This is a genomic window from Ruminococcus sp. OA3 (genome assembly GCF_022440845.1).
GTDB lineage: Bacteria > Bacillota > Clostridia > Lachnospirales > Lachnospiraceae > Ruminococcus_G.
On the sequence record NZ_JAKNTO010000001.1, the window covers coordinates 2,768,276 to 2,781,916 of the forward strand.

Here is a 13,641-nt window from a genome sequence, read left to right on the forward strand (position 1 = left end):
CTCCTGTCCGTTTGTTAATCTCCGCTTAAAAGTTTACGCGTTTCCGGAATCAATGTCAATACTGACCACGCAACAGCAGAAACTAAAAATGTACAGAAAAACAGCATATCGCATGGATATGCTGCTTCCTCATGATTACCTTGCCTGTGCAATGACGATATCTCCATCATCACATCTGACCTTTGCTTTATGTTCTGCGCCGTTATTGGACTTGAATCGTGCTTCATCATCGCTGTTGGACATTTCCGGATACCCCTGAACTTCAATGCGTCCATATTCTGTCTCCAGATCAAGATCGTAAGCATCCAGCTTCTCAGACATGCCAAGTGTAACATTTCCGTATTCATTGTCGATATCCAGATTTGCAGCATGGCCTTTCGATACCTTGAAATCACCGTCATCCAGCCGGGCTTCAAGCGTTTTGACTTTCATGTTCTCAATCTCACATTCCCCGTATTCGTTGTTGATCAAAACCGTATCTGCGTCCAGATTCTGAATTTTTAATCTCCCGTCATCCATATTAATACTGAGTTCTCTGCCCTTAAAGCTCTCAATAGATACCTGACCATAGTCGTCGGTGATATCCATCGATTCGGCACGGATGTCACCGGTACTGATCATACCGTCGTCACTCACGAGTTTTACCGCTTTAAAATATTTGTCAGCCGGTACATACAATATCACGTAATAATCGTAGGAGCGGCTGAAGTCGCTGAATGTGAAAAAGTTTAATCCGCCTATAAAGCCGCCTGCCGGGCTTTCTTTGAATCGCAGTTTTCCATTTTTCACTTCGTATTCAGGTTCCGGACCCGCCCCGTCAAGTTGATACTCCAGATAGTAGCCGTCAGAAGGCTGTATCTTTATATCAGCATAGTTCAGATCGATGTCAATACTGGAGAATTCATCCAGCCTCATTTTTTCCTGTATATACGGAGAATCAGAACTATTACTGTATTGAGAATGTATACCGGTTCTGTCAATATAAAATCCCGGGCGGCCTCCCAGCATCATGCCTGCGATCAGCAGCACGATACCGATCCCGATGCAGCCAAATGATATCAGCCAGATTCTGTTTTTATTCTTCATGGTTAGATCCCCTCCTTGCGATTCTCCCAAATAATCTCGTCATCAGATTCAAGAACCATCTGCACAGCCAGATGCATCCTTTTATAATCCAGATTCCAATACCGACAGCAATCAGGCTCAGCCCAATATTCGCCAGCCCGTTGACTGGTGATGTGAACAGCAGCCAGATACTCCCGATCAAAAGAGGAACAGCGGAGGCGGCAAGCGTCACTGCCGTGATAAAAACGGCAAAAATAATGCTGAGAACGACCAGTACAATGGCCAGCAACACCGCTCCAGCAGCCAATGCCAGAGGAAGTCCGATCGGTGCGGCGAATACAGCCAGGATTCCAACCCATACTGCAGACATTCCGCGTTTAACACTGACATTTGGTTTTGCTGCGTTTTCCATCGCCAGATCCCGGATGATCTGATCCGCCGCTATCTCCGGTAATCCCAGATCTTCGATCGCCTGCTGTTCACATTCCGGACCAGCCTCTTCGAAATATTCTTCAAAATATTCAATTGCCCTGTCATAGTCTTCCTTTGGAAGCCTGCGAAGATGATGACGCATTTGCTTCATATATTCATCCCTGTTCACTGTCTGACCCTCCTTCTATAATTTTATCTACTTCATTCTTATAAAGCGTCCATTCACTTAGTAGATTCTGATATTTCGCTTTGCCATTTTCAGTAATGCGGTAATACTTGCGGTTGCGTCCCTGATATTGTTCATCATAGGCTGTCAGGCAGTTATCCTCCTGAAGCCTTCGCAGTATAGGGTATAAAGTGGAATCCTTCGTATTCGAAACTCGTTTTACAATCTGAGTGATCTGGTATCCGTAGGCGTCTTCTTTGTCCACAACAGCCAGGACGAGCAGATCAAACATCGGTGCGTTCAGAGGAAAAATCATATGCTATCTCCTTTCATATATTTTTTATAATTATATTATACGGTATATAATATATAGTGTCAACACATATGTTTTGAAATATTAGTATTTAATTCCTGTAGCAAAAAAAAGCATTCAGACTTGGAATAGAAAAACGACCGCACAATCATGCGGTCGTTCATCGATATTAAATTTTAGATATTTTGCCTGTCTGCCTGACAGGGGGCATATCAAATCCCGACTGCTTCTTTTTTGCGCATAATAAAATTCCTTACACGATTTTTGTCGTCCATTTGGAGCAGTCCCATACCTCCTGCACAATATCCTGATAAAATTCCGGCTCATGACAGATCAAAAGCAGTGTTCCCCTGTATGCAATCAGCGCGCGCTTCAGCTCTTCTTTTGCATCCATGTCCAGGTGATTTGTCGGCTCGTCCAGCATCAGCACGTTTGTCTCTCTGTTCAGGATTTTACAGAGACGGACTTTTGCCTGCTCCCCACCGCTTAAGACACGCACCTGACTCTCGATATGTTTTGTGGTCAGCCCGCATTTTGCCAGGGCTGCCCGCACTTCGTACTGAGTATAGGAAGGGAATTCTGCCCACAGTTCATCAATGCATGTGGACTTGTTATCCGGCGCACTCTCCTGTTCGAAGTAACCGACAGCCAGATTTTCGCCGAGAGTGCAGGATCCGGACACCGGCTTCACCAGCCCAAGTATACTCTTAATCAATGTAGTTTTACCGATTCCGTTCGCACCCGTCAGCGCAATCTTGCTTCCGCGTTCCAGCACTATGTTCAGCGGCCTTGATAAAGGCTCTCCGTAACCGATGATAAAATCCTTTGTCTCAAATATATATTTTCCGGGAGTACGCCCCATGCGGAAGTGAAATTCCGGTTTGGGACGTTCCGCCGCCAGTTCGATCACGTCCATTTTATCCAGTTTTTTCTGACGTGACATCGCCATATTTCTGGTGGAAACGCGTGCTTTATTCCTCGCTACAAAATCTTTCAGCTGGCTGATCTCCTGCTGCTGTTTTTTATAAGCCGCCTCCAGCTGGGCTTTTTTAACCTCATAAACCTTCTGAAATTCTTCATAACTTCCGACATAACGGGTTAATTCCTGATTCTCCACATGGTATATGATATTGATCACTTCACTTAAAAACGTCAGATCATGTGATATCAGAACAAATGCGTTCTCATATTCCGTCAGATAGCGCTTCAGCCAGGCTATATGTTCCTCGTCGAGATAATTGGTCGGCTCATCCAGGAGCAAAATATCCGGTTTCTCCAGCAGCAGCTTTCCAAGCAGCACACGTGTCCTCTGGCCCCCGCTCAGATCCGTGACATCCTTGTCCAGTCCGATTTCCAACAGCCCAAAAGCCCGGGCTATCTCTTCTACTTTCGCATCGATCACATAAAAATCATGCATCGTCAGCATATCCTGAATTGTTCCAAGCTCCTCCATCAATGCAGTCATCGTATCTTCATCGGCGGTTCCCAGCTGATCACAGATCTCATTCATCTTCTCTTCCATCTCAAAAAGATATGTAAAAGCTGATTTCAGCACATCCCTTATGGTCAGCCCCCTGGCCAGCACTGCATGCTGGTCCAGATAGCCCACACGGACACTTTTCGCCCACTCAACTTTTCCTTCATCAGGCATCAGTTTACCGGTAACGATATTCAGGAACGTGGACTTGCCTTCTCCATTGGCACCGATCAGGCCAATATGTTCTCCTTTTAACAGCCGAAAAGAGACATCCTGAAAAATCGCACGGTCACCAAAACCGTGAGTGAGATGCTCTACGTTTAATATACTCATAAGATAAACTCCTTTTTTCCTTTTATCACAGTAAATATTATTTTACATGGAATCCATTGGACATACAAGAGAAAATTAAGATTGCCATTTTGTCCATTATGTGATACAATGCCACAAGAATAAAAAGAACGTCTTCTCTGCCACCGGGCAGAGAAGTTAAGCGTCAGACTTTCTATCGTCAGGTCTCAGAAGATAGGGAGTTCTGACGCTTTATATTTGTTTAGGAGGCAGCGCGATGGAAAAACAGTCTTGTTTAAAGGAGTTTGTTCGGTACTCTTCATTGAATGTTCTGGGAATGACAGGTTTGTCCTGCTATATACTTGCAGATACCTTTTTCGTTTCAAAAGGGCTGGGTGCAAACGGCCTTGCAGCTCTTAATCTGGCAATCCCTGTATACAGTTTCATCCACGGTACCGGAATGATGCTCGGCATGGGTGGTGCCACAAAATATTCAATTTTTAAAGGACAGAAAGCATTCCGAAACTCCAATCTCATATTCACAAATACAGGATACCTGGCAGCGGTATTTGCGGCAGTATTCATGGTGATCGGAATTTTCTTTTCTAAAAATGTGACGCTGCTTTTAGGTGCCGATACAGAAGTGTTTGCCATGACAAATACCTACCTGAAAATCATTTTACTGTTTGCTCCTGCATTTATCATGAACGATATTCTGATTTGCTTTGTGAGGAATGACGGTAATCCCAGATTGTCCATGAACGCAATGCTGGGCGGAAGCATGCTGAATATCATACTGGACTATGTGTTTATCTTTCCTTTTGATATGGGGATATTCGGTGCAGTCCTGGCAACGGGGCTGTCGCCTGTCATCAGTATGATTATCCTGTCCGGCCATTTTCTGAAAAGGAAAAACAACTTCTGTTTTGAAAAAGTGGCTCCTCATGCCGCCATGATCGGTTACACGCTGTCACTTGGTTTTCCTTCACTGGTCACTGAAGTATCGTCAGGTGTCGTCATAATCGTATTTAATATGATCATTCTGAACATCCAGGGGAATATTGGTATCGCCGCTTATGGAGTGATCGCAAATCTGTCACTGGTCGTGATCGCAGTATATACAGGGATCGCACAGGGAATGCAGCCGCTTATCAGCCGGGCCTATGGGCAGAATGACAAATCAACGGTCAGGCAGGTTCGGCGCTATGCACTCTCCGCCCTGTTTATGGTCTCCTGTGTGATCTGTCTCACGGTGTTCCTGCTTGCCAGTCCGATCGCTGGCATATTCAACAGTGAAGGCAGTGTACGGCTGCAGGATATCGCGGTTTATGGGTTACGGCTGTATTTTATTGCAGCTCCGTTTGTCGGTTATAACATTGTGCTGCTGACGTTTTTTACATCCACGGAAAAAGCTGTTTGGGCACACTTGCTCTCTCTTCTGAGAGGGCTGATTCTCATTATACCCATGGCGTTTTTGCTGTCATCTCTGGCCGGGATCACCGGGGTCTGGCTGGCATTTCCTGTGACGGAATGTCTGGTTGCCGTACTGGGTATAATATTGAAAATAAAGACACAGACGGATTAAAAACTCCGTCTGTGTCTTTGGATATTAGTATGTAAAAAGCTGAGTCCAGTAATTTGTCCCTGCGGAATTCTGATAGTATCCCACTCCAATTTTTGTGAATTCTGCGTTCAGAATATTGGCTCTGTGTCCATCACTGTTCATCCAGCCGTTCATTACTTCCTCCGGGGTACGCTGTCCCCAGGCAATGTTTTCACCGGCCCCTCGGAAAGAAATTCCATTGTCTGTCAAAACTGAGCTGAATGCTCTTCCATCCGGGCGGGTATGAGAAAAGGAAGTTTCTGTCTCTTTTGCTCTCACCAGTGCTGCTGACGCGATGCTCTGATCGATAGTCAGGGCGTTCAGTCCTGCTTTTGCCCTCTCAGCGTTGACAAGATCCACAACCTGTTCTGCGAAGGTTCGTTCTCCCGTTTCAGGTTTATCCGTATCTGTTCCCGGTGTGTTACCGTCTGCTCCCGGTACATCCGTCCCCGGCACATCGGTATCCGGTGCATCTGTGTCCGGTGCATCCGTGTCCGGTGCGTCCGTGTCCGGTGCGTCCGTGTCCGGTTTATCCGTATCCGGTGTTTCTCCAGGTGCATCCGCATCCGGCACATTATTTTCAGGCGGTGCGATGTCAGGACAGTCCTGCCAGTTCAAGTGAATATCGCAGAACTTACCTTTAAGCTCTGATAAAATCTTATTTAATTCTTCCTGGCTGCCCGCCTGTTCCACGATTACGGCATAACCATTCGTCTTTAACTGCTCTTCCACGTTACCAAGATCTGCCGCATGCACGGGAATCGTCATACTTCCGACGGCACCAGCTGCCATGACAGCTGCAAATAATGAATGTTTCTTCATGATACCTCCTATCGTTGATGGATATTACAAATGCATTATTAAATAATTACATTTTTGTTACAAGAAGGATAATATCATATACAAAATAAGAATACTACAAGTAATAATTGGTAATGAACCGGTTACTCGTCTATCATCTTGCGAAACTGCAGATAGGAAGCCAAAAAATAAATCGTGTGAATCACCAGAAAAGCCGCAAGGACCAGAAGATAGACTTTCATGATCCACGCAGCCTGCATTCCAGTAGCATAGATCGTCCCTGTTCCTATGATCGCATAGCCTGAGATAAATGCGGGAAGGACTGCCGGCATCATGAAAAACAGCAGGACCTGAATGAATATCGTTTTTTCTTTCTTATCTGTGTCAAGCCCCAGCTGTTCCATGGTGCAGTATCTTCTCCTGTATTTGGCAATATCACTGAGCTGTTGTACAGACAGGACCGTAGCAGCTGCTATTACAAGTACAAAGGCGATATAAAATATAGGAAACGAAAACAAGACATTTCCCTTTCTCTGTTCCAACATGGAGTACTGCTGAATATCAACCGACAGTTCTGATGATAAAATCGCTGAAAAAGAAAGATCTTCCGAAAACCTTACACCCATTTCATCTGCCAGAATATTTTTCAGATCATCATTAACCCGGCCATTGATTTCACTGACACATTTATAATGATCCTCAGGTTCCAGCAGACAGGCTGCTTCGTCAGGCAGGACGATCAGATATGTCATGCCGTTAAACCAGTACTGTGAGAAAGCCTCATCATATACAGCCTTGCATCTGTATGTCACAGCTCCCAGATCAATCGTTTCCTGCTGTCTGATGAAATGTTTTTTAAAATCTTCAGAAACAATATTCCGACAGTGGATAAGAAGCTCGTCATCCTCTAACGCCTGGGTTTCCAAACCCTTCATTTTCCGCAACTCATTGTAGTCACTGAGCTTCATCACATAATCCGTCTCGTATAATCTGCCAGAGTTCAGCTCGCGATTTGTGATTACCCGGTACAGCTTGGTCTCCGCTGTCTCATAAAGCTGATATGTCCATACACCTGCTACTTTCTGTGTGTCCCGGATTGCATCTTCCACCTGATCGATCACTTTTTTTCTCTCCGCTGTTGCCTGAATATCAAAAGAAATCGTATCCGTTACGTTTTTCTCACTCACATCTTTTAAAAGCACCCCTTCAGACATGCAGATAATGGCAAGGGTAAATAAGATAGCTATCACAGACAGGGTCGTGCTGATGGTGTTGATTTTGGAAGTCAGCATTCTCACAAGAAACATCCGCTGTCCCTTATATTTCCAATCTTTATTATGAGTAAGAAGCCATGCGAAAAAAGCGCCTGCACAGTGATAAAATGTGAAAATTCCAAGCCCAAACGAAATCAGGGCAATGAGCACTGCTGTCATGGCATCCATCCTGTCGAGTCCAAATCCACAGTAGATAACTGCTACACCTGTCAGCAGACACAGGATGGAACAAAGAAACAGAAAACGATTTTTCCATGGTGCGTTTAAGATCGTCTCTTCATTCGCCTGATCCAGATAAAGCAGGCTGTGGATCTCTACTTTTTTCAGTTTTCTGCGGCTCCGAAACGCTGCAAACAACAGGATGATAAGATAACATGTGATCGTAAGCAGCAGGGCTCTGGCGGAAAACGTAATGCTGAAACTGAAGTCCAGTTCAAAAATATGCATGATGAGTGACTGTATCAGCTGATACAGAATCCCTCCTGCAAAAACACCTGCAACCAGGGACATTGCGCCAATAAAGAAATTTTCTTTCAGGAACATCCCCGACACCTGACTGCTCTCCATCCCCATCAGGAAGTACATGCCAAATTCCCTGCTTCTCTTTTCCAGCATAAAACGCATCATATAATTGACAAGCCAGCCCACGATCAGTATCACGATCAGATCCAGGATGTACAAAAGTGCCATGAAGGTACTGCTCATACCGCCGAAGATATCCAGATTTTCAGATGTCACGGTCGCATTGATGGTATAGAGCACCGCCACGGAAATGATCATGGTAATGATGTAGATGGTATAATCTGTGGCCTGCCGTTTTGCATTTCTAAGAGATAATGTTCGGATCATTTTATCTGCCATCAAATCCATCACCTCCCAGAACAGCCAGCACATCCAGGATCCTCTGATAGAATTCTCTGCGCTCTTTTTTCCCTCTTCGGATCTCATTGTAAAGCCTGCCGTCTTTCATGAAAAGGATCCGGCTGCAGTAACTTGCAGACATGGGATCGTGGGTGACCATTAAGATCGTTGCATTCATATCATGATTCAGGCGCTCCATTAAGTTCAGGAGCTGTCTGGAAGAATGTGAGTCCAGCGCACCGGTCGGTTCGTCGGCCAGAATCAGCCTGGGATCCGTGGCCATCGCACGCGCACAGGCGGCCCGCTGCTTCTGACCTCCCGACACCTGATTGGGGAATTTCCCCAGAATGTCTGTGATTCCGAGCTTTGATGCCGTATCCTGTACCGTTCGTTCTACTTCCTGCGGACTCATGCCCTGCAGTACCGGTCCCAGTGCTATGTTTTCCTCGATCGTAAGTGTGTCCAGAAGATTGAAGTCCTGGAACACAAATCCAAGATTTTCCCTGCGGAACCGCGCAATCTCTTTTTTACTGATACCAGAGACATCATTGCCTTCAAGGTATATATGTCCGGCACTTACCCTGTCTATCGTGGCAATACAATTCAGAAGTGTCGTCTTTCCTGAACCGCTGGGTCCCATGACCCCAATAAAATCGCCTCTTTGTACTTCAAAACTTACATCTTCCAGCGCTCTCGTAACGTTATTTTTATTGCCGTAGATCTTTACAATGTCCTCTACCTTTAATAAGCTGCCCATACTCTGCTCCTCCTTATCGCTGTCTTTATTTTATCATGGGTCCTCGTCGGAAGGTATGCTGGTCGCTTATCAGAACCTTAAGATTTCTTAAGATTGATTGAATGGCTGACATTGAAAATCCAGAAATACTCTGGTCCAGTTTCCGGGGAACGAGGTTATACGTATTCCTATTCCAAGATGTCCGCAGAGTTTCTTACATATATACAGTCCCATGCCCGTTGACTTTTTAAAATTCCGTCCGTTCGTTCCGGTAAACCCTTTATCAAAAACCCGTTCGATCTCCTCCCAGGGGATGCCGGATCCGTTGTCTTCCACTGCCAGCGAGAATACGGTATTACTGTCTGCCGGTCCTTTCTCCGTGTATATTCTTACCCGCGGACGCTCCGTTCTGCGGTACTGATAGCTGTTCCACAGAATCTGACTCAGGATAAATCCGACCCATTTTTCATCCGTATATACCGCCTGATCTGAGATATCTACGGAAACCGTAATTCCTGCTCTGATCCATGCTGTCCGGCACTGCGCCAGACAGTTTTTAACAATTGCTGCAAGATGAGTCTCACGAATCAGATAATCCTTTTCCACTCCGTCCATGCGTGCATAATAGAGTACCATCTCGACACTGTTGTTCAGCTTTTCAAATTCAGCAAGTATCTTTCTGGACATTTCTTCCTTATGGTTTTCACAGGTAAGGCGCACAGCTGTGAGCGGAACTTTCAGCTCATGTACCCACTGTTCAATATATTCCCTGTACTCCCTCTTTTCTCTTTGTACCTGCTCAATCTTATCCAGCATGGATTTTGATATCACCTGCATGATATCGTAATACTGGCGTTCTTCTTCCGTATAAGGGCATTTTACGATCTCTGGAAAGAGATACTTTTCCTGTATCTCATTTAAGACATTCCACATCCCGTCGTAATGCCTTTTTCTGGTGATGCAGCGGATGACAAGGCAGAACACGGAGATACTTCCCCACACGCTGAGGATCAGAAGTATGGAACCAGGCGGGACAGACATTACCCTCAGATACAGTGCCAGAAAAAACATGCCTGTCATGTTTAACAACATCATAGGTGTATGGTCTCTTAAATAACGAAAGATATTCATATCTGATATCCCATCCCTCTCCTGGTCTCGATCATCTGTCCGGCTCCAATGTCTTTCAGTTTATTACGTAGCCGTGTAATATGGACGCTCAGTGTATTGTCATCAATATAAAGCTCATTCTCCCACAGATATTCGATCAGATCAACCCGTGGTACAATGTCACCCGGATGCGAAAACAAATAATACAGAATTTTCAGTTCATTTCTGGTCAGGGTTGTTTCCTTTCCGGCGTAAATAATTTTGCCGGAAAGCAATTCCAGTATGACATCCCTGTATACGATCCTGGACTGCTCCGGTTCCTCGTTATGATATACTCTTGCCAGCAGATTTTTAATCCTTGTCATAAGAATGGGGACGTGATACGGCTTGACGATATAGTCATCACCACCGGTCATCAGACTCTTCAGTTCATCCATTGCCGTATTCCTTGCTGTTACAAAGATAATCGGAACTTTGGAGAATTTTCGTATTTCCCGGCAGATTTCATATCCATCCATAAAGGGCAGCTGGATATCCAGGAGAATCAGGTCCGGTTTTCCGGTGTGAACCTGTTCCGGTACGTGTTCCAGGGTTTCCGGTATTGCCACCTCATATCCTGCCGCCAGCAAAACCATTTCCAGCTCTTCGCGGATCTCCTGTTCATCTTCGATAATCATAATATTTCTTTTCATCTGTTAATCCTCATAATAAATCAAATTCATCAGATTGATACTGTTAAATTATAAAGCATACAGTATCTGATGGCAAATTTATACTTATCAATAAGTTATCTGAAAACCAGAACAAATGCCATTCCACTGTCATCTTTTTCTGCAAAGACTGCACCACTCATTCTCCTCATGATTTCCATGCATATATACAATCCGAGACCGCTGCCCTCCTGTCCGCCACTGTTGCCGCCACGGAAAAAGCTTTCAAAAATATGATTGAACTCATGATCTGTAACCGGTTCGCCTGTATTATAGATGCGGATCAGATGACAATAGTCCTCCTCGTGAAAAGAGATCTCAATACGTCTTCCGTCTCCGTATTTAAAAGCATTCTCCATAATATTTCCCAGAACCTCCAGAGATCTCTCCAGGTCCCCCTTCAGCAGGAGGTTTTCATACTGTCCGATCTTCAGATCGATCATTCGCATCCGGCACTTTTCCTCATAAGTGTCCCGCAGCCTTCTGATCAGATCGTCCTGATAAAATTCTCCGTCATTGACCTGAATATCCAGAATATCTTCTCTGGAGTTTTTCATGATCTCCTCAACGTACTGCTCAATCTCAGCTGCTTTTTCACCAATCTGGTGGGCAGCATGTGTTTTTTGGGAATCATCACGGTACATCTCTTCTTCCAGTGTCTTTCCATACAGCCGGATCATATGAAGCGGGGTCTTAATGTCATGTGACAGGGATAACAGCATTTTTTTCTTTTCACGTTCAAGCTCGAGCTGTCTCTTCTTTGAGGTCTGGAGTGTATCTTTTAAAAGCCCGATGCCCCACAGAAAATCACCGAAGAATCTGCTTTTTTCTTCCGTGACAATGCCGGACAGATGGCCTTTTGCCAGGTCATATGGGAGATTTTTAATCCTGAGAAACGGATTGATCAATTGTGACTTCAGATAAAATAAAAGGATAACAAAAAAAAGCCCCATAACACCAAAACATAGTTCGGTCAGGAGGAGTATCTCTCCGGTATGAATCGAAGGCCTGCGGTAATCAAATCTCCAGAAACCTTCCAGTTTATCCTCATAATATGCAGGGCGTATACTGATTCCGCTGTGGTTTTCTTCCAAAAAGAAATCGTCTGCCCCATTTTTCTCCTGAAGTTCTGCGGCAGACAGATAAGTAATGTTATCAACATACCGGTACTCGTTCAGATCTATCGATTCCGGAGAGCTGCCATTCTGGAGACTGTGGTAAATACGGTTTATCTCTACTTTGTATCTCTCATCTCTGTCCGGTTTCATGTGTACAATCCCATAGCCTGCGATCATGGATATTAGCAGACAGAACACAATGGAACATATCATAATGGCGTTATATTTCTTCATATCGGTAACCCACTCCCCAGACAGTCTGAATCCGCTTCGGTTCCCTTGGACTGCATTCAATTTTCGTGCGCAGCATTTTGATATGAACAGTCAAAGTCTGATTTTCACTGGAGCTGTCCATTCCCCATATCTGTCCAAAAATAAACTCCTTCAGCAGCGTTTTTCCCGGATTCTTAACAAACAAAAGAAGCAGTTCATACTCTTTCACATTCAATGGCAGTTCTTTGTCATCCAGATACACTTTCCTGGCGTCCTGATGTATGGTGAGTGCGCCGGACCGGATCATATCCAGGTTTTCCATTCTCCCGTCAAAACGCTGAAGCAGTGCCCTTATCTTGGCTGTCAGTATTTCGGGATCTACCGGTTTTTCCATATAATCATCGGCACCGAGTTCATAACCTTTGAGCTTATCAGATTTGCCTGAACGCGCGCTCATGATAAGTATCGGAAGATTTCGCAGCTCCCTTACGGAACGGCAGACGGCAAAACCGTCCATCTCAGAAAGCATGATATCAAGAAGCAGGAGCCGTACGTCATGCTTCTTCAGATAACATACGGCATCCTCCCCCCGGGCAGCGTGGAATACAGAATACCCGTTTTTTACCAGAAACGTCTGTATCAATTCTGCCAGTTCCACGTTGTCCTCAACAAGTAAAATATCCTTCATAAATTTATTACCATCCCAATTTGATCAGCCAGTCATTTAATGTTCTTTCACGTCTGCCGGGTTCTCCTGTCCTGTTCCATTTCCCAATGCTGATTTCATCCCGGATGTTCCCGTCCTCGATGTACAGGACGCGTTCACATTTGGATGCAACCTTCATATCATGTGTCACCAGCAGAATGCTGGTTCCATCGGCATTGATACGATTCAGTTCTTCCATTACCTCTATGGAATTCTGCTTGTTCAGAGACCCCGTGGGCTCGTCGGCAAATATAATTTTCGGATGATTGATAAGGCTTCGGCATATGCAGGCTCTCTGCAGCTGTCCTCCCGATACCTCGTTGATATCATTCTCAGCAACTTTGCTGATTCCAAGCTTCTGCATGAGGATTTTAGCGTAATCATCAACATTGGCTCTTCCCTGTTTGCTCTTTCCTGCCGGTGACTGGTACGCCGGCAGTATAATATTATCATATATTGAAAGGGTTTTCAGCATATACATCTGCTGGAACACAAATCCCATCTCAGTCAGCCGCAGGTCGCTCATCTCCCCCGTATTCAATGAGGTAAGTTCTTTTCCAAAAAAATTCACACTGCCGGCTGTTACACCGTCCATCCCGCTGACTGTATAGAGCAATGTCGTCTTTCCGGACCCGGATGGACCCATAATGCCGACCATTTCACCCTCCTCAATTCTCAGGTTCACATTTCTCAGCACATTATTCTGACGCTTATTTGTGATATAGGTTTTACATAGATTCTCTACAGTTAAGACTCCCATTTCAC

General features: G+C 44.9%; 13 protein-coding genes. 1 reads left to right on the plus strand and 12 read right to left on the minus strand.

All coding sequences use genetic code 11. The features are described from left to right. Positions 1–135 precede the first annotated feature (135 nt). From MCG98_RS12400 to MCG98_RS12415, 4 genes are all read right to left on the minus strand, one after another. On the minus strand, positions 136–1,086 hold the full coding sequence (locus MCG98_RS12400; protein WP_240302262.1) for a DUF4097 family beta strand repeat-containing protein: 951 nt from the start codon (positions 1,084–1,086) through the stop codon (positions 136–138). Beyond that, a complete protein-coding gene (locus MCG98_RS12405; RefSeq protein ID WP_240302263.1) occupies positions 1,076–1,666 on the minus strand; it encodes a DUF1700 domain-containing protein in 591 nt (196 codons plus the stop codon). Before MCG98_RS12405 ends, MCG98_RS12400 begins: the two co-directional genes overlap by 11 nt. Continuing rightward, positions 1,653–1,979: a PadR family transcriptional regulator gene (locus tag MCG98_RS12410; RefSeq protein ID WP_240302264.1), complete on the minus strand. Its 327-nt coding sequence runs from the start codon at positions 1,977–1,979 to the stop codon at positions 1,653–1,655. Before MCG98_RS12410 ends, MCG98_RS12405 begins: the two co-directional genes overlap by 14 nt. 250 nt (positions 1,980–2,229) lie before the next feature. Next, on the minus strand, positions 2,230–3,786 hold the full coding sequence (locus MCG98_RS12415; protein ID WP_240302265.1) for an ABC-F family ATP-binding cassette domain-containing protein: 1,557 nt from the start codon (positions 3,784–3,786) through the stop codon (positions 2,230–2,232). Between the two features lie 235 nt (positions 3,787–4,021). Here MCG98_RS12415 and MCG98_RS12420 point away from each other — a divergent pair, with 235 nt between their 5' ends. Then, a complete protein-coding gene (locus MCG98_RS12420; protein WP_240302266.1) occupies positions 4,022–5,329 on the plus strand; it encodes an MATE family efflux transporter in 1,308 nt (435 codons plus the stop codon). Between the two features lie 24 nt (positions 5,330–5,353). Here the strand turns inward: MCG98_RS12420 and MCG98_RS12425 are convergent, their stop codons facing one another. From MCG98_RS12425 to MCG98_RS12460, 8 genes are all read right to left on the minus strand, one after another. Further along, positions 5,354–6,169, minus strand: coding sequence for a CAP domain-containing protein (locus MCG98_RS12425; RefSeq protein ID WP_240302267.1), 816 nt, complete (start codon positions 6,167–6,169; stop codon positions 5,354–5,356). A gap of 122 nt (positions 6,170–6,291) precedes the next feature. After that, positions 6,292–8,370 (minus strand): FtsX-like permease family protein, encoded by a 2,079-nt coding sequence (locus MCG98_RS12430; protein ID WP_240302268.1) that lies wholly within the window; start codon positions 8,368–8,370, stop codon positions 6,292–6,294. After that, positions 8,273–9,040 (minus strand): ABC transporter ATP-binding protein, encoded by a 768-nt coding sequence (locus MCG98_RS12435; RefSeq protein ID WP_240302269.1) that lies wholly within the window; start codon positions 9,038–9,040, stop codon positions 8,273–8,275. The genes MCG98_RS12430 and MCG98_RS12435 overlap by 98 nt, the downstream gene beginning before the upstream one ends. Before the next feature lie 87 nt (positions 9,041–9,127). Continuing rightward, positions 9,128–10,114, minus strand: a complete 987-nt coding sequence (locus tag MCG98_RS12440) for a sensor histidine kinase (RefSeq protein ID WP_240302270.1) — start codon at positions 10,112–10,114, stop codon at positions 9,128–9,130. Positions 10,115–10,146: 32 nt separating this feature from the next. After that, positions 10,147–10,821 carry a response regulator transcription factor gene (locus tag MCG98_RS12445; protein ID WP_240302271.1) on the minus strand — a complete coding sequence of 225 codons (675 nt, stop codon included), beginning with the start codon at positions 10,819–10,821 and terminating at the stop codon, positions 10,147–10,149. Between the two features lie 95 nt (positions 10,822–10,916). Next, complete coding sequence (locus MCG98_RS12450) at positions 10,917–12,191, minus strand: HAMP domain-containing sensor histidine kinase (protein ID WP_240302272.1); 1,275 nt, start codon at positions 12,189–12,191, stop codon at positions 10,917–10,919. Next, positions 12,178–12,858: a response regulator transcription factor gene (locus tag MCG98_RS12455; RefSeq protein ID WP_240302273.1), complete on the minus strand. Its 681-nt coding sequence runs from the start codon at positions 12,856–12,858 to the stop codon at positions 12,178–12,180. The genes MCG98_RS12450 and MCG98_RS12455 overlap by 14 nt, the downstream gene beginning before the upstream one ends. A 7-nt stretch (positions 12,859–12,865) precedes the next feature. Then, positions 12,866–13,636, minus strand: coding sequence for an ABC transporter ATP-binding protein (locus MCG98_RS12460; RefSeq protein WP_240302274.1), 771 nt, complete (start codon positions 13,634–13,636; stop codon positions 12,866–12,868). Positions 13,637–13,641: the final 5 nt, after the last annotated feature.